16 protein-coding genes and 1 tRNA gene are annotated in these 15,363 nt (G+C 72.3%); 11 read left to right on the top strand and 6 right to left on the bottom strand.

Going from position 1 to position 15,363, the window contains the following annotated elements; translation table 11 throughout:
- Window positions 1-52: 52 nt before the first annotated feature.
- The 8 genes from F8A92_RS10085 (at window position 53) to F8A92_RS10050 (ending at window position 8,320) form a co-directional block, all read left to right on the top strand.
- A complete protein-coding gene (locus F8A92_RS10085; RefSeq protein WP_153505032.1) occupies window positions 53-874 on the top strand; it encodes a class II glutamine amidotransferase in 822 nt (273 codons plus the stop codon).
- Window positions 871-2,424: an FMN-binding glutamate synthase family protein gene (locus tag F8A92_RS10080; protein ID WP_153505031.1), complete on the top strand. Its 1,554-nt coding sequence runs from the start codon at window positions 871-873 to the stop codon at window positions 2,422-2,424. Before F8A92_RS10085 ends, F8A92_RS10080 begins: the two co-directional genes overlap by 4 nt.
- A complete protein-coding gene (locus F8A92_RS10075) occupies window positions 2,424-4,148 on the top strand; it encodes a thiamine pyrophosphate-dependent enzyme (protein ID WP_194291439.1) in 1,725 nt (574 codons plus the stop codon). Before F8A92_RS10080 ends, F8A92_RS10075 begins: the two co-directional genes overlap by 1 nt.
- Before the next feature lie 368 nt (window positions 4,149-4,516).
- Window positions 4,517-5,467: an ABC transporter ATP-binding protein gene (locus F8A92_RS10070; protein ID WP_153505029.1), complete on the top strand. Its 951-nt coding sequence runs from the start codon at window positions 4,517-4,519 to the stop codon at window positions 5,465-5,467.
- The gene (locus F8A92_RS10065) at window positions 5,457-6,257 is read left to right on the top strand and encodes an ABC transporter permease subunit (RefSeq protein WP_153505028.1); all 801 of its coding nucleotides are present in this window, start codon (window positions 5,457-5,459) and stop codon (window positions 6,255-6,257) included. Before F8A92_RS10070 ends, F8A92_RS10065 begins: the two co-directional genes overlap by 11 nt.
- 31 nt (window positions 6,258-6,288) lie before the next feature.
- Entirely contained in the window at window positions 6,289-6,483 is a 195-nt protein-coding gene (locus tag F8A92_RS10060) for a hypothetical protein (RefSeq protein ID WP_153505027.1), read from the top strand.
- Window positions 6,484-6,555: 72 nt separating this feature from the next.
- A complete protein-coding gene (locus F8A92_RS10055; RefSeq protein ID WP_153505026.1) occupies window positions 6,556-7,227 on the top strand; it encodes a HEAT repeat domain-containing protein in 672 nt (223 codons plus the stop codon).
- Between the two features lie 4 nt (window positions 7,228-7,231).
- On the top strand, window positions 7,232-8,320 hold the full coding sequence (locus F8A92_RS10050; protein ID WP_153505025.1) for a MerR family transcriptional regulator: 1,089 nt from the start codon (window positions 7,232-7,234) through the stop codon (window positions 8,318-8,320).
- 14 nt (window positions 8,321-8,334) lie between these two features.
- Here the strand turns inward: F8A92_RS10050 and F8A92_RS10045 are convergent.
- The 4 genes from F8A92_RS10045 to F8A92_RS10030 all read right to left on the bottom strand — a co-directional run bounded on the left by F8A92_RS10045 (window position 8,335) and on the right by F8A92_RS10030 (window position 10,851).
- Window positions 8,335-8,410 (bottom strand) — tRNA-Thr (locus tag F8A92_RS10045).
- Between the two features lie 241 nt (window positions 8,411-8,651).
- Window positions 8,652-9,125, bottom strand: coding sequence for a DUF1707 SHOCT-like domain-containing protein (locus tag F8A92_RS10040; protein ID WP_228389345.1), 474 nt, complete (start codon window positions 9,123-9,125; stop codon window positions 8,652-8,654).
- A complete protein-coding gene (locus tag F8A92_RS10035) occupies window positions 9,109-10,089 on the bottom strand; it encodes a DUF4097 family beta strand repeat-containing protein (RefSeq protein ID WP_153505023.1) in 981 nt (326 codons plus the stop codon). The genes F8A92_RS10040 and F8A92_RS10035 overlap by 17 nt, the downstream gene beginning before the upstream one ends.
- Window positions 10,090-10,095: 6 nt before the next feature.
- Entirely contained in the window at window positions 10,096-10,851 is a 756-nt protein-coding gene (locus F8A92_RS10030) for a hypothetical protein (protein ID WP_153505022.1), read from the bottom strand.
- Between the two features lie 245 nt (window positions 10,852-11,096).
- Here F8A92_RS10030 and F8A92_RS10025 point away from each other — a divergent pair, with 245 nt between their 5' ends.
- Window positions 11,097-11,639 carry a carboxymuconolactone decarboxylase family protein gene (locus F8A92_RS10025; RefSeq protein ID WP_153505021.1) on the top strand — a complete coding sequence of 181 codons (543 nt, stop codon included), beginning with the start codon at window positions 11,097-11,099 and terminating at the stop codon, window positions 11,637-11,639.
- Here the strand turns inward: F8A92_RS10025 and F8A92_RS10020 are convergent.
- Window positions 11,609-13,039: a DHA2 family efflux MFS transporter permease subunit gene (locus tag F8A92_RS10020; RefSeq protein WP_153505020.1), complete on the bottom strand. Its 1,431-nt coding sequence runs from the start codon at window positions 13,037-13,039 to the stop codon at window positions 11,609-11,611. The genes F8A92_RS10025 and F8A92_RS10020 overlap by 31 nt on opposite strands.
- Before the next feature lie 7 nt (window positions 13,040-13,046).
- Window positions 13,047-13,883, bottom strand: coding sequence for a PSP1 domain-containing protein (locus F8A92_RS10015; protein ID WP_153505019.1), 837 nt, complete (start codon window positions 13,881-13,883; stop codon window positions 13,047-13,049).
- Window positions 13,884-14,129: 246 nt separating this feature from the next.
- Here F8A92_RS10015 and F8A92_RS10010 point away from each other — a divergent pair, with 246 nt between their 5' ends.
- Window positions 14,130-14,654: a sigma-70 family RNA polymerase sigma factor gene (locus F8A92_RS10010; RefSeq protein WP_228389344.1), complete on the top strand. Its 525-nt coding sequence runs from the start codon at window positions 14,130-14,132 to the stop codon at window positions 14,652-14,654.
- Complete coding sequence (locus tag F8A92_RS10005; RefSeq protein WP_153505017.1) at window positions 14,651-15,337, top strand: anti-sigma factor family protein; 687 nt, start codon at window positions 14,651-14,653, stop codon at window positions 15,335-15,337. The genes F8A92_RS10010 and F8A92_RS10005 overlap by 4 nt, the downstream gene beginning before the upstream one ends.
- The last annotated feature ends 26 nt before the right edge of the window (window positions 15,338-15,363 follow it).

Raw genomic sequence — 15,363 nt, 5'->3', positions numbered from 1 at the left:
CAGGAGGCACCCACCGGACGGGCCCACGAAGGTACCGACGGGAGGCGTGGCGATGTGCCGGTTGTTCGGGCTGACCGCGGGCCGCACGCGGGTGGCAGCGACGTTCTGGCTGCTCGGCGCGCCCGACAGCCTCCGGGCTCAGGGGCACGCGAACCCGGACGGCACCGGCCTGGGCACCTTCGACGAGCGGGGCCGGCCCCAGGTGGAGAAGGAGCCCATCGCGGCGTACGTCGACGCGTCCTTCGCGACGGCGGCGCGAAAGCGGCACAGCGCGACGTTCGTCGCGCACGTGCGCCGGTCCACCGGGACGCCGGTGTGCACCGAGAACACCCACCCGTTCACGCTGGACGGGCGGATCTTCGCGCACAACGGAAGCGTCGGCGACCTGCCGAGGCTGGAGGCGCATCTCGGTGCGGATCTGGCCCGGGTGCGCGGCGACACGGACTCCGAGCGGGTGCTCGCGCTCATCACCCGGCAGATTGCCGCGACCGGCGACGTCCACGACGGGATCGTCTCGGCCGTGGGCTGGATCGTCGACAACCTGCCGGTGCGCTCGCTGAACTTCGTCCTGATCGAGCAGCACGACCTGTGGGCGCTGCGGCTCCCGGAGACGAACGAGCTGTGGATGCTGGATCGCCGCGACGGCGACGAGCCGCTCGATCACCGCAGCTCCCTCGGCACCCGCGTGCACAGTGACCATCTCGACGGCACCGCCTCGGTGGTGATCGCCAGCGAGCCACTCGACGAAGGCCGCTGGCGACTGCTCGAGGCCGGCGAGCTGATGCACGTCGACCCCGATCTCCGCATCAACCGGACCGCGATCCGGCGCGACCACCCTGCCGCGCCGGCATCGCCCAGAGAGGAAGTTCGATGACCCGTAGCAGCTCCGTTCGTTCCGTGCTCGCGGCACTGGGCGCCGCCGTCGGTGGGCTCGCCGCGCGCGACCTGGCGCAGAAGAAGCACAGCATCCTGCGCAACTACCCCGTCGTGGGGCATCTGCGCTACCTGCTCGAGGACATCCGGCCCGAGATCCAGCAGTACTTCATCGAGCGCGACTGGGACGGACGGCCGTTCGACCGGGACATCCGGACGATCATCTACGAGCGCGCCAAGGGCATCCACGGCGAGCAGGCCTTCGGGACCGAGCGGGACGTCAACGCGATGGGCTACGAGTACCTCGTGCACTCCATCGCCCCCGTGACGGCGCCGGACACGCCCCCGCGGGTCCGCATCGGTGGCCCGGACTGCGCGCAGCCGTACTCGATGTCCCTGCTGAACGTCTCGGCGATGAGCTTCGGCGCCCTGTCGCCGAATGCGATCCGGGCCTTGAACAAGGGCGCCGCGATGGGCGGGTTCGCCCACGACACCGGCGAGGGCGGCCTGTCGAAGTACCACGAGGAGAACGGCGGCGACCTGGTGTGGGAGATCGGCACCGGGTACTTCGGGTGCCGCACCAAGGACGGCGGCTTCGACCCGCACCAGTTCGCCGAGAAGGCGCGGAAGGACCAGGTGAAGTGCGTCTCGCTGAAGCTCAGCCAGGGCGCCAAGCCGGGGATCGGCGGCGTCCTGCCGGGGCCCAAGGTGAGCCAGGAGATCGCGGAGGCCCGCGGCGTCCCCGTCGGGGAGAAGTGCGTCAGCCCACCCGGGCACAAGGTGTTCTCGACGCCGGTGGAGCTGATCGAGTTCATCGCGCGGATGCGTGAGCTCTCCGGCGGCAAGCCGGCCGGCTTCAAGCTGTGCGTGGGCTCTCGCGAGCAGGTGCTGGCGATCTGCAAGGCGATCCGGGAGGTCGGCACCGCCCCCGACTTCATCATCGTGGACGGCTCGGAGGGCGGTACCGGCGCGGCGCCCCTGGAGTTCGAGGACCACGTCGGCATGCCGCTCACCCAGGGCCTGATGCTGGTGCACAACGCGCTGGTCGGCACCGGGCTGCGCGAGCACATCAAGGTGGGCGCCTCGGGCAAGATCGCGGCCGGCAACGACATCGTGAAGCGGCTGATCCAGGGCGCGGACTATACGAACGCCGCCCGAGCGATGATGATGGCGGTGGGCTGCGTACAGGCGCAGCGCTGCCAGACCAACACCTGCCCGACCGGCGTCGCCACCCAGGATCCGCGACGCAACCGGGCGCTGAACGTGCCGGACAAGAGCGAACGGGCGTACCGGTTCCAGAAGTCGAGCGTGGAGGAGGCGGTCAGCATCATGGCGGCGATGGGCGTGCGTGACCCGGCGGACCTGCGTCCGTCGATGCTGCGGCGCAACGTGACCGAGACCGAGACCGCGTCGTACGCCGAGCTGTTCGGCTGGCTGCAGCCGGGCGAGCTGCTCGAGCAGCCACCGGCGTCCTGGGCGGACGACTGGGCGCACGCGCGCGCCGACAGCTTCGGCACCGATCTCCGCTCGACCGTCCACGGGAGCCGCTGATGACCACCATCGCCGAGTGCATCGTCACGGCCCTCGCCGACCACGGCGTCCGGCAGGTGTGGGGCGTCGTCGGCGACGCGCTCAACCCGATCACCGACGCGATCCGCCGCGACTCGCGGATGGAGTGGATCGGCGTCCGCCACGAGGAGGCCGGCGCCTTCGCGGTGTCGGCGCAGGCGCAGCTGACCGGGACGATCGGCGTCGCGGTGGGCACGGTGGGGCCCGGCTCGATCCACCTGCTCAACGGGCTGTACGACGCGAAGAAGTCGCACGCGCCGGTGCTCGCGATCTGCGGCCAGGTGCCCAGCTCGGAGATCGGCAGCGACTTCTTCCAGGAGGTCGACAACAACCGGCTGTTCGCGGACGTCGCGGTGTTCGCGCGGACCGTGACGAGCGCCGAGCAGATGCCGCTGATGCTCGAGCAGGCGGTGAACGCCGCCTACGCGGAGTCCGGCGTCGCGGTGCTCACCCTGCCGGGCGACCTCGGCGAGCTGAGCATGCCCAAGGGCGCCCGCGTCCCGACGTTCGCTCCCCCGGCGCGGTGGGCCGCGGCACCGGCCGCCCAGATCGACGAGGCGCTCGGCGCGATCGGCAACGCCGCGAAGGTGACGCTGCTCGTCGGCATCGGTGCCCGCGAGGCCCGCGCCGAGGTGCTCGAGCTGGCGCGCATCCTGCAGGCGCCGATGGTGCTGACGCTGAAGGCGAAGGAGGCGCTCGAGCACGAGAACCCGTACCAGGTGGGCCAGTCCGGGTTGATCGGCAACCCGGCCGCGGTGCAGGCGCTGGACGACGCCGACCTGCTGGTCATGCTGGGGACCGACTTCCCCTATCGCGAGTGGTACCCGGAGGGCACTCCCGCCGTCCAGCTCGACGCCCGGCAGTCGCACATCGGACGACGTACCGCCGTCGCGCATGCCCTCGTCGGCGACGTCCGGCAGACGCTCGTGGCGCTGCTCCCGCGGCTGGCCGAGCGGTCGGACAGCGCGCACCTGGACGCAGCGACCGAGCGGTACGCGGACTGGCAGGAGAGCCAGCGCAAGCTGATCGACCCGGACTTCGACGACCGCTCGCTGCTGACGAAGGCGCGCAGCGTCTTCGACAACCCGGACGACCGGATCCGGCCCGAGGCGCTGGCGGCGGCGATCGACCAGCATGCCAGCGCCGACGCGATCCTGACCAGTGACACCGGGATGTCGACCGTGTGGCTCTCGCGGTTCGTGCAGATGGGCCCGGGTCGGCGGCTCATCGGCTCGTACAACCTCGGCTCGATGGCCAACGCGATGCCGCAGGCACTCGGCGCGCAGGCGCTGGACCGGCACCGTCAGGTGATCGCGTTCTGCGGGGACGGCGGCCTGATGATGCTGCTGGGCGATCTGCGGACGGCGGTCACCTACGACCTGCCGGTGAAGCTGATGGTCTTCAACAACGGCCGGCTCGGCATGGTCAAGCTCGAGCAGGAGCAGGGCGGCCTGCCGGAGTTCGGCACCCAGCTGGACAACCCCGACCTCGCTGCCGTCGCGCAGGCGATGGGGCTGCAGGCGCGCCGCGTCGAGGATCCGGCCTCGGTGCCGGGCGACGTCTCGTGGGCGCTGGCGACCCCCGGGCCGGTGCTGCTCGACGTCCGCACGAACCCCGACGAGATCTCGGTGCCGGGCAAGGTGAAGGTCGCCCAGGGGTGGGGCTTCGCGATCGCCAAGATGAAGGAGCAGCTCTCCAGCCGGTAAGCCCCGCACGCTCGAGGGCCGGCGCGGAGCCGTGCGCATCCGGTGGACCTGTGCACGAAAGCCGGGCCGACCGGCCCCACGTCCGTACCGAACCCCAAGGTGCGTGCACAACCCCGATCCACGTGCCGGACGCGCGCACCCCCACGGTCGTCGAGCGAGGGAGCGCCAGCGACCGACGTCGAGACGCCGCACGTCAAGGGCCGGCACGGACCCGCACGCATCCCCACGGTCGTCGAGCGAGGGAGCGCCAGCGACCGACGTCGAGACGCCGCACGGCCCGAGCTCACCCGCCCCGCTCCGTTGGGTCCAAAGGCCCGAAGTCGCGCCGGGCACTGTCGAGCGGCGACGCGGTGACGGATGATGGCGGCATGCCCGCTGAATCGGTCATCCGCACGAGCGGCCTGACGAAGAGCTACGGCCGGACGCCGGCGCTGGAGGACCTCACCCTGGACGTGGCTCCGGGTGAGGTCTTCGGCTACCTGGGACCCAACGGTGCGGGGAAGACGACGACGCTGCGGCTGCTCATGGGGCTGCTGCGGCCCACCCGCGGACGGGCCGAGGTGCTCGGCCGGGATCCGTGGCGCGAGGCCCCGCAGCTGCACCGCGACATCGGATACGTCTCGGGCGAGACGTCGCTGTACGACAAGCTGACCGGCGGCCAGCACGTGGAATACCTGTCGCGGCTGCGCGGTGAGCCGCCGCCGGTGCGCGCCGGCGAGCTCGCGACGCAGCTGGGGGTGGACCTGGCGCGTCGTACCCGGGAGCTGTCCAAGGGCAACCGCCAGAAGCTCGCGCTACTGCTGGGCATGATGTCCTCGCCGCGGCTGCTGATCCTCGACGAGCCGACCAGCGGGCTGGACCCGTTGGCGCAGCGCTCGGTGCACGATCTCCTGCGCGAGCACACGATGGGCGGTGGGACGGTACTGCTGAGCTCGCACGTCCTCAGTGAGGTCGAGCAGATCGCCGACCGCGTGGGAATCCTGCGCGGCGGCCGGCTGATCGCCGTCGAGCGCCTCGCCGACCTGCGCACCAAGTCGCTGCACCACGTGCGGATCGCCTTCAGCGGGCCGATCCGGCGAGAGGACTTCGAGCCGATCCCGTCGCTGCGCGAGCTGTCCGTCAGTGGCAGCGAGCTGGTCTGCCAGGCCCCGCAGTCCGCCCTCGACGACCTGATGAAGGCCGCTGCCCGGCATCACATCGTCGATCTGGACTGCGCCGAGGCCGGGCTCGAGGAGACCTTCCTGGCCTACTACGGCGCACAGCAGGCGATACAGCCATCGGCCTCGGTCGCGGGAGGAGGGCCATCCGATGCTGCGTAGCGTGCTGCTGAAGGCGTTGTTCGACCAGCGCCGCACCCTGCTCGCATGGGCCGTGAGCTTCGCGGCGCTGGAGGCGATGTACATGTCGTTCTGGCCGTCGATCCGCGACCTGCCGACGTTCTCGGACTACCTCGACCAGATGCCGGAGGTGCTGCGCAATCTGTTCGCGATGTCCGGCGCGGACATGAGCACGCCCGTCGGCTACGTGCAGATCGAGCTGTTCGCCTTCATGGGGCCGATCCTGGTGCTGCTGTACACCATCGGCGCCGGCGCGAACGCGATCGCCGGCGAGGAGGACAGCCGCACGCTCGACCTGCTGCTCGCGCAGCCGGTGAGCCGGACCCGGATCGTGCTGGAGAAGCTGGGGGCGATGGTCATCGGCGCGGCGGTGCTGGGCGCCGTCGCGGCGCTCACGTTCCTGGTGCTCGGGCCGGCCTTCGAGCTCCACGTCGACGGCGACAAGATCGCGGCCGCGCTCACGCACCTGGTTCTGCTCGGGCTGGTCTTCGGTGCGCTGGCGCTGGCGGTCGGATCGGCGACCGGGCGGCCCGGCCTGGCCAAGGCGGTGGCCGGCGTCGCGGCGGTCGCGGCGTACGTCGTCAACGGCCTCGCCCCGCTGGTGGACTGGCTCGAGCCGGTGCAGCGGGTCTCGCCGTTCTATCAGTACGGCGCGCACGACCCGCTGCGCAACGGCATCTCGGCCGGCGGGGCGGCCGTCGCGATCGGCACGGTCGTCGTCCTCGCCGCCATCGCCGTACTCACCTTCCGGCGCCGCGACGTCGCCGGCTGACGAGCTGCTCGCCCCCGCTAGGGTCGGGTTCATGACATCCCGAACGGTGCCGGTGATCTTCGAGGGCGGGCCGGCCGACGGCGAGCGCGACCAGATCCGCGAGGACGCCGTCGGCACGCCGGTCGACAGGAGCGGCGAGCTCTACCAGTGGACCGAGGAGACCCGCGATCCCACCGAGCCCGGGGCCGAGGCCTGCCGCGTCCTGCGCCCCGCGAACAGCCTGTGAGGGCCTGACCGCCCGCGACCGCTTGACCTTGACACCATGACAAGGTGCCTAATGGGTCCCGGAGGTAGCGAGATGAGCCAGGACCACCCCACCGGAACAGCCGAGCGGCTGCGACGCGCATTCACGGCGCCGTCGTCCTCGACGCGGTTGCGGGCGGCGCTGACCGCGGGCAGCACACCCAGTTCGCACTACATCGACGTCCTGGTCGAGCAGTGCCGGACCGAGCCGGACTTCTACGTCCGGGACATGCTGACGTGGGCGCTGATCCGGCACGACTCCGAGGCCGTGATCGAGCGGCTGCGTCCCGAGCTGCGGTCGGACGTCGCCCAGGGACGCAGCCAGGCGCTGCACACCCTGTCGAAGATCGGCGATCCGGTGATCTGGCCGGCCATCACCCGAGCGCACCTGCAGGACGACGATGACGAGGTGGCCCGGGCCGCGTGGCGGACCGCGGTCGGTCTCGTCCCGGACGACCAGGAGGGCGAGCTCGCCGAGGTGCTGGCCACCCAGCTCGCTCGGGGCGGCCCCGACGTACAGCGCAGCCTCAGCCGCGCCCTCGCGGCGCTCGGGGACGCCGCGAGACCCGTCGTCGAGCGCGCGAAGGCGAGCCGCACGGGCAACGTACGCGTGCACGCGATCGCTACCGAGCGCCTGATGGACGACCCGGACGAGGGGTTCGACGCGGCGATCGCGGAAGCGCGCCGCGCCGTCGCGCTCCTGGACGCGCCGGGCCTCGAGCGGTGACTCGATGCTGATCGGCGAGGTCGCGGCCAAGTCCGGCGTCAGCGCCCGGATGCTGCGCCACTACGACGCCATGGGGCTGGTCTCGCCCACCGAGCGGACGAGCGGGGGCTACCGGCACTACTCACCGGCCGACGTTCGGCGGCTGTTCCACGTTGAAGGTCTGCGTTCGCTCGGGCTCGGGCTGCACGACATCGCCGCCGTGCTGGACGGCGCGGCGTCCGACCCGTCAGCAGTGGTCACCGAGCTCATCGAGCACACCCGCGCGCGGATCGCTCGCGAGACGGACCTGCTACGCCGGCTCGAGCAGGTTCAGGCCGCGTCACCGGGCGCCTGGGCCGACGTCCTGCACACCATTCGACTGCTCCGCGGGCTGGACGCCGACGACCCGTCCGCGCGCCAGCGGCTCGCGCTGTCGTTGGGCTTCGATGCGACCGGCGATGTCGCGACGCTCGTGGAAGCGGCGCTCAGCGAGCGCGACACCAACGCCGCGGGGGCGCTCGACTGGGCGCTCGCGCGGTTCGGCGACGAGGCGGTTCCCGCCCTCTGCGGTGCGCTCGAATCTGCGAGCGCCGACCGGCGGCGCCGAGCCGTCGAAGCCCTGACCAAGATCGACACCGCCGCTGCCCAGCGCGCCCTGTCCTCAGCGCTCGACCATCCGGACGAGTTCGTCAGCGGCCGCGCCGCGCTGGTGCTCGGCAAGCGTGCCGAACCGGCCGCCGTCCCGGCCCTGCTGGCTCTCGTCGTCCGGGGCCAGGACGATGTCGAGGCGGCCGACGTACTCGCCGCGCTCGCCACGCGGCTCGCCATCGGCGACCGCATCACGACGGCGGTGCTCGACGCACTCGCCGATGCCGGCACCGGCGGCGCAGGGAACGCGGGCGGCGATGAAGGCGCGCGCGTCCGCCTGACCGAGGCGCTCGGGGGCATCCCCGATTCCGCGGCGCGCGCCGCTCTAACGGAGCTCAGCCGCGACCGGAACCGGCAGGTCGCGGTGACCGCGATCGCGCTGCTGCGCTCCCGCGGCGACGACGGCATGACCGAGGACGGCCGCGAAACGAAAAAGCCCGCAGACCGGAACGGTGCTGCGGGCTGATCGGATCGCTGTTGTGGAGCCGCCTTGGGGAATCGAACCCCAGACCTATTCATTACGAGTGAATCGCTCTGCCGACTGAGCTAAGGCGGCGGGTGGTACGCCGAAGAAGTATACGGCTCGCGCACCGTACCGCGCCGACGGGGTGCGGTCCGCAGGCGACCTGCGGCGTCTCGACGTCGCTCGCCTAGCGGCTCGCTCGCTCGACGACCGTGTTGGGCATCCCGGGCCGGCCACCGCACTCGCGGCGTACTTCGGTACCGAATCGAGGGTGATCCGATACCTAAGTACGCCGCGAACAGGGCTGGTCGGTGGCTGGGCCGGGAGCGGCGGGCTAGCGGGAGCGCTGGAGGTGGCGGATGCCGTGGAAGGCCAGCGCGCCCAGGCCCAGCATCATCACCAGCGGGAAGACGAGCCCGATCACCATGCCGGCGAGGTGCAGCGCTCCGAACACCACGTGCAGGGCGATCCAAGCCACGAGCAGCATCAGCGCGATCCGCAGGACCGCCGGCGGACGACGGAAGCCGCCGCGGAAGTCCGGCCGCGGGAAGTCGTTACCGAAGTCGGGACGTCCGAACCCCGGCGCACCCGCGCCTCGGCGTCCTGACCGCTCACCGCGCTCGCGCGGCAGGTCCGCGGCGATCGCCGCCAGCTCGCCGCGGGTGCGGGCGGCGTGCGCGCGCACCACCCGCTCGTCGAACTCGTCGAGCGTGAGCTGACCGAGCGAGTGCGCCTTCGCGAGCCGCTCGCTCATCTCCTCCCGCTCGCGGTCGCCCACCCGGATGTCGTCGTTACGAATCGTGCTCATCATCGGCTCCTTCATCAATGCGTGTGTAGGTGTCAGTGGGTCGGTCATCGGCCGGGTCGCGGGCGCCACCGGCCGCGTCGCCGGCAGCGTCACCGCGAAGACCATCGGCCGGGTCGCGGGCGCCACCGGCAGCGTCACCGCCAAGGCCATCGGCCGCGTCGCCGTCATCGGAGGACCCTGTCGGGTCCGGGGCCGGGGGCGCCGGGTCGTCGGCGCGGTGGATCAGGATGTTGCCGGTGCCGGTCGCGACCCGCACCGTGACGTACCGGTCGCCGTCGGCCGGCGGGTCGCTCGGCGGCGTCCGCACGTCGACCGACCCCGTTCCGGTGTACAGGTCGAGCCAGGTCGGCAGCTGCTCGCGGACGCCGATCCGTACCGCCCCGGCACCGCTGCGGACGTCGACGTCGCCGTTGGCCGACCCGACCTCGACCGTCCCGGTCGCCGAGCGGGCACTCAACGGCCCGTCGAGGCGACCGATGCGGAGTGCGCCGAACCCCGTCCGCGACTCCACGCGCGCGGCCGACCTACCAACCGAGACCTCGGCGGACGCCGAGGCGAAGAACGCCCGCTTGCCGGCGATCTCCGCCACCTCGACCCGCCCCGCCTTCGCGGCGGACTTCAGCCTGTCGACGACGCCCAGCCGGGCAGCCACCTTCGCGCCGGCCAGATCCACCCTGCCGAGCTCGACGTCGGACTCGACCTCGACACGCACCGCGGCGACCTTCAGGTCGATCGGCTCGCGCACCGCCACGTCGAGGACGTAGTCACCACCGCAGCCTCGGGCCTGCTCGCTCCGCACCCGCAGCACGCCGTCGACCTCCACGGCGCTGACGGCCTCGTCGGCGGATGCGATGTGGACGTGCGGCTGCTCCTCCGCGTCGATCTCGCGGACCCGCAGCCGCACCGAGCCGGGCAGGCTGATCGACACCGCCGACACAGCGAGGTCACTGCGTACGTCGCTCATCGCCGATCAGACCCAGCCCTGCACGTTGCCGCCCGGGCCCCGGCCGTGCCGGCCACCCTTGCCGCCGGCCCAGTCGCGGAACGCCTGGCTCGCCGCGTCGATCATCGCGCCGAGGTCGGCCTGGTCGAACGGTCCCTTGTGGGCGCCGCTCTCCTCACGTTCGCCGCTCTGCTCGCGGTCGCGCTCGGCGCGCTGATCACCCTCGGGTCCGCGCTCTCCGTCGCGATCCTCCGGCCCCCGGCGTCCGCCCCAGAACGGCGGCGGGCCGAACGGCGGACCGCCGAACGGGCCACCGAACGGCGGCCGGCCCGGCCGACCCCGGCTCGACAGCTCGCGGATCACCCGCTCCGCCAGCCAGGTGTTGGTCGACACGCCCTCCTCGGACGCGCGCTTGTCGGCCTTGTCCTTGGCCCACTTCGGCAGCCGCAAGGAGAACCGCACGACCGTGTCGTCGGCGTCCTCACCGCCCTCCTCGGTCGGCTGCTCCTCCGGCGCGAGGTACGTCGGCTCGCCGGTGGCCGGCGGCAGCGCCACGGTGAACCGCGGGGTCAGCCCCTGCATCGACATGCCGACCGAGCCCGGCGCCAGCTCGGCACCGATCTCCGCCGCGGCGTCCGACAGTGCCTCGATCAGGGCCAGCTGCACGGCCGACTCGATCGACGTCCCGAGCCGCGCGACGACCTGCTTGGTGTCGTCGTCGGCGAGCGCCGCCGCGTTGCTCACGCCTTCTTGTACCCGGCGCAGGTAGTTGGAGATATCCATGGCTCCATGGTGCACCCAACCGTGGCGCCACGCAACGCCATATTGGCACCACTTTGGCGCTACAGCGTGCGGCGCACGAGGAGATCCCCCGGTCCCCGTTGAGTTGTGACGACTCGGGGAGACATCGCCCGGAGTCGCAACAACACAACGGGCCGGTCGGGCCGGGCCCGACGTCACGGGTCGCGCCGGTCCCGACGGATGGCGCAGAATGCAGGGACCACTGCCGACGAGCCCTCAGGAGCGCCATGCCGACCCCCCGCCTCGACCCGATCCCGCCGCAGGAGCGCACCGAGCAGCAACAGCAGCTCGTCGACGCCGCCGGCAAGGACTATCGCGTGTTCAGCACGCTGATCCGCAACCCCGAGGTGTTCGGCGCGTACCTGCCGCTGGGCTCCCAGCTGCTGGCGCGCTCCGGCCTGACGGCACGCGAGCGGGAGATCCTCATCCTGCGGACGGCGTACGGCATCCGGGCCGACTACGAGTGGGGCCACCACGCGCGCATCGGCAGCAAGGCCGGCATCGAGGACGACGTGATCGCGCAGCTCGCCCAGGCCTCCCCCGCTCTCGGTGCGGACGACGCCCTGCTGGCCACCGCCGCCGACGAGCTCGTCGGCGACCACCGGCTCAGCGACGCGACCTGGACGGCGCTCACCGCGCGCTTCAGCGAGCAGCAGGTGATCGAGATCTGCATGCTGGTCGGCTCGTACGTCATGCTCGGCGGTGCGCTGAACTCGATGCAGGTCCAGCTCGAGGAGGGCTACCCCGTCGCTCCCTGGCTCTCGGCCTGAGCCGGCGCCTCCCGGCGCGGCCGGTTGCGGATCGTCACCGCCGCCAGCACGGCCCCGGCGGCCAGCAGCCCCGTGCAGATCAGCATCGCGCGGCGGTAGCCCGCCGAGAACACCTCCGGGCGGGCGTAGTCGTCGCCGGAGAGGCCCACCAGCAGCGGTAGGGCCGACACCGCGAGCAACGTGCCGGCGCGGGCGGTGGCGTTGTTGATGCCCGACGCGATGCCCGCGAACGCGTTCGGCGCCGCGGCGAGCACCGTCGCGGTCAGCGGCGCCACCATCGCCGCGAGCCCGAGACCGAAGACCACCAGCGGCAGCGCGACGCCGCGCCAGTACGCGATGCCGGGGCCGATCCCCGACAGCCACCACGTGCCGACCGCGCACAGCAGCGGGCCGACGGTCATCGGCAGGCGCGGGCCGATCCGGGTGGCGAGCGCCCCGCCCTGGGCGGCGAGCAGCAGCATCACCACCGTGATCGGCAACGTGGCGGCACCGGCCTGCAGCGGGCTGTAGCCGGCGGCGGTCTGCAGCTGCAGGACGACGAAGAAGAGCACCGAGCCGAGCGCCGCGTACACGAGCAGGGTGATCGCGTTCGCGGCGCTGAACTGGTGGTCGGCGAACAGCCGCAGCGGCATCATCGGGTGCGCGGAGCGGACCTCGTTCAGCACGAATCCGGCCGCCGCGACGAGCCCGATACCGAGAGCTATCAGCGCGGTCAGCGGCCGCTCGCTCAGCTCGATCAGCGCGTAGGTGATGCCGGCGAGCCCCGCCCCGCCGAGCACCGCCCCGCTCACGTCGAAGCCGGCCACCCGCTCCGGATTGCGGCTCTCGGGAACGCGCCGCGCGGCGACCAATGTCAGCACGCCGATGGGCACGTTAATCAGGAACACCCACCGCCAGCTCACCGCCTCGACCAGCCAGCCGCCCAGGAACGGCCCGATCGCGGTCGCGATGCCGCCAAGGCCCGTCCACGCCCCGATCGCCTTCGCGCGGTCGTCCGGCACGAAGGACCCCTGGATCATCGCCAGGCTGCCCGGTGTCAGGAGTGCTCCCGCGACGCCCTGCAGCACCCGCGCGACTACCAGCATCGGCGCGTTGAGCGCGAGGCCGCACAGCAGCGAGGCCACCGCGAACCCTGCCACCCCGATCGTGAACACCCGGCGCCGTCCCAGCCGGTCACCCAGCGACCCGCCGATCAGGATCAGCGATGCCAGGCTCAACAGGTAGCCGTTGGTGATCCACTGCAGGTCGGCCATCGAGGCGCCCAGATCCGCGCCGATGGCGCGCAGCGCCACGTTGACGACCGTCGCGTCGAGCATCGCCATCCCGGATCCGAGGATCGCGGCCACCAGCACCGCGCGCCCAGTCGGCGAGGCAAGGGTGACCCCGGCCGGCCTGCTCACCGCGGCGCTACTTCGGGCGCGAGTCGTAGGCCTTGCGCGAGGCGCACACCGACGCGACCGGGCAGGTGACCCGCGACCCGTCGGCGTCCAGCCGTACGACGACCGCGTCCTCCGGCACGCTGTGCCCGACCACGCGGCCGGTGCCCTGCGCGGTGTCCACGCACGAGCCGTGGCTCGGCGCCCGCTTCTTGTAGTCCTGGTACAGCGGGTGCTCGTACTTCAGGCAGCACATCAGCCGCCCGCACGCGCCGGAGATCCGCATCGGGTTCAGCGGCAGGTCCTGGTCGCGGACCATCCGCAGCGTCACCGGCTCGAAGTCCTTCAGGAAGGTCGAGCAGCACGTGTCGCGGCCGCACGAGCCGATCGAGCCCTGCAGCTTCAGCTCGTCGCGCGCGGACACCTGGCGCAGCTCGATCCGGGACTCGAGGGTCGCGCCGAGGTCGCGCACCAGCGCGCGGAAGTCGACGCGGTGCGGCGCCGAGAAGTAGATCGTCACCACCTCGGCGTACGCCGCACCCGGCGCGACCGTCACGTCGACGCCGACGATCTTCATCGGCAGGTCGTGGTCGCGCACGAGGCGCTTGGCCGCCACCCGGGCGCGGGCCTTGAGCTTGCGCACCAGCGCGGACCGCTTGGCGTCGGCGGGGCTCGCCTTGCCGACGACCTTCTCGAATCCGCTCGTGTCGTCGCCCACCCACTCGGCGGCCCAGACGACCTCGGCCATCTCCGGCTGGTCACCGACCGGCACCAGGACGTAGTCGCCCACGGCGACCTCATGCCCGTCGGGGTCGTAGTAGTAGAGCTGTCCACTGCGGTTGAACACCACGGCACACAGCATTCCCATGACCGGAAGTCTACGTCCGCGACGGCCAGTTCCTGCACTGTCGACCCGGTCCACGGCCGTCGGGGCCGCCCACTGCCGTCGCACCCCCGCGCAGAGGCGGCGGGGAAATCGTGATGGCTCGTCATAGTCGCGCCCGTCCGCCGGCCGGTCGCTTCCCAGCTCAGTGACGCCGCGGGGCGGTCGGTGCCAGGATGAGCTTCTCGAGGGACGGTGAACCATTCGCGGCCGCGCGACGTAAGGATGGACGTGAGCGCCCACGTGAACGAGGACGAGCGCCTGCTGCGCGCGCTGTTCGCCGAGCACGGCGCGGCGCTGTGGTCGTTCGTCGTCCCGCTCGTCCACGGCGACGCCGCGCGCGCCGAGGACGTCGTCCAGGAGACGATGCTCCGCGCGTGGCGACGTCCGGAGATCCTCGCGCAGCGGCGCGGATCCGTGCGGTCCTGGCTGTTCACCGTGGCGCGGAGGATCGTCATCGACCAGTGGCGGCACGACGGACGGTCGGAGGGCACCGCGGAGCTGACCGCCGACCCGTCGGATCCGGCGCAGACCGGGGCGGTCGAGGACCTCCTCGAGCGCCTGGTCGTCGCCGAGGCCCTCGACCGGCTGACGCCGGCGCACCGCTCGGTGCTGCAGCTGTGCTACTACGACGGCTGCACCACCGCCGAGGCGGCGCGGCGGCTCGGGATCCCCGAGGGCACGGTGAAGTCGCGCGCCCATTACGCCCTCGAGGCGCTACAGCTCGCGCTGCGTGAGATCGGAGTGACGCCATGACGTCCGCACCGCAGCCGCACCCCTTCGCGTCGTACGACGCGGCGTACGTGCTCGGTGCGCTCACCGAGGACGACCGGGCGGCATACCGCTCGCACCTCGAGGAATGCCCGGACTGCCAGGCGGCGGTCGCGCGGCTCGCGGCGCTGCCGCGGCTGCTCGCCCGCGTCGAATCCGCCGAGGAGGTCCCCGGGCCCGGCGCCGCCGGCGACCCGGTCCGCCGGCCGCTGCCGGACACCCTGCTGCCGGGGATCCTGCGCGCCGCGCGCCGATCCCGGCTGCGCCGGCGGGTCGCGGCCGGCGCCGTCGCCGCGACGCTGGCGGCCGGTCTGGTCACCGGCACGGCGCTCGTCGCCAGTCACGACACGCCCGCGCCGCAGGGCCGACAGGTCGCGCTGAGCACCATCACCGCCGCGCCCGTGGAGGCCTCGCTGAGCATCCGCGAGACCGCGTGGGGCGCCGAGCTGACGATGGACTGCCGCTATCTCGGGTACGCCGTCCCGCCGGACGCCGCGTACGAGCTGGTCGTCGTGCCGCACTCGGGCGGGACGCCGCAAACCGTCGCGCGGTGGAAGGTGCTGCCCGGGCGCGACGCGCACGTCGTCGGCAGCACCGACCTGCCGCCGGATCAGATCCAGCAGGTACAGGTGCAGACCTCGACCGGGGAAATCTTGCTGCACAGCTGAACCGGCCCGCGGGCTGCGACGTACGC

Origin of the sequence: Cumulibacter manganitolerans (assembly GCF_009602465.1) — a bacterium.
Lineage (GTDB): Bacteria > Actinomycetota > Actinomycetes > Mycobacteriales > Antricoccaceae > Cumulibacter > Cumulibacter manganitolerans.
The sequence above is the reverse complement of the archived record's forward strand: the minus strand, read 5'-3'. Positions and strand labels throughout refer to the sequence as shown.

Excerpts from the sequence above, each read along its gene's own strand:
- F8A92_RS10085 (WP_153505032.1), top strand. The coding sequence starts at position 53 with ATGTGCCGGTTGTTCGGGCTGACCGCGGGCCGCACGCGGGTGGCAGCG.
- F8A92_RS10080 (WP_153505031.1), top strand. The coding sequence starts at position 871 with ATGACCCGTAGCAGCTCCGTTCGTTCCGTGCTCGCGGCACTGGGCGCC.
- F8A92_RS10075 (WP_194291439.1), top strand. The coding sequence starts at position 2,424 with ATGACCACCATCGCCGAGTGCATCGTCACGGCCCTCGCCGACCACGGC.
- F8A92_RS10070 (WP_153505029.1), top strand. The coding sequence starts at position 4,517 with ATGCCCGCTGAATCGGTCATCCGCACGAGCGGCCTGACGAAGAGCTAC.
- F8A92_RS10065 (WP_153505028.1), top strand. The coding sequence starts at position 5,457 with ATGCTGCGTAGCGTGCTGCTGAAGGCGTTGTTCGACCAGCGCCGCACC.
- F8A92_RS10060 (WP_153505027.1), top strand. The coding sequence starts at position 6,289 with ATGACATCCCGAACGGTGCCGGTGATCTTCGAGGGCGGGCCGGCCGAC.
- F8A92_RS10055 (WP_153505026.1), top strand. The coding sequence starts at position 6,556 with ATGAGCCAGGACCACCCCACCGGAACAGCCGAGCGGCTGCGACGCGCA.
- F8A92_RS10050 (WP_153505025.1), top strand. The coding sequence starts at position 7,232 with ATGCTGATCGGCGAGGTCGCGGCCAAGTCCGGCGTCAGCGCCCGGATG.
- F8A92_RS10040 (WP_228389345.1), bottom strand. The coding sequence starts at position 9,125 with ATGAGCACGATTCGTAACGACGACATCCGGGTGGGCGACCGCGAGCGG.
- F8A92_RS10035 (WP_153505023.1), bottom strand. The coding sequence starts at position 10,089 with ATGAGCGACGTACGCAGTGACCTCGCTGTGTCGGCGGTGTCGATCAGC.
- F8A92_RS10030 (WP_153505022.1), bottom strand. The coding sequence starts at position 10,851 with ATGGATATCTCCAACTACCTGCGCCGGGTACAAGAAGGCGTGAGCAAC.
- F8A92_RS10025 (WP_153505021.1), top strand. The coding sequence starts at position 11,097 with ATGCCGACCCCCCGCCTCGACCCGATCCCGCCGCAGGAGCGCACCGAG.
- F8A92_RS10015 (WP_153505019.1), bottom strand. The coding sequence starts at position 13,883 with ATGGGAATGCTGTGTGCCGTGGTGTTCAACCGCAGTGGACAGCTCTAC.
- F8A92_RS10005 (WP_153505017.1), top strand. The coding sequence starts at position 14,651 with ATGACGTCCGCACCGCAGCCGCACCCCTTCGCGTCGTACGACGCGGCG.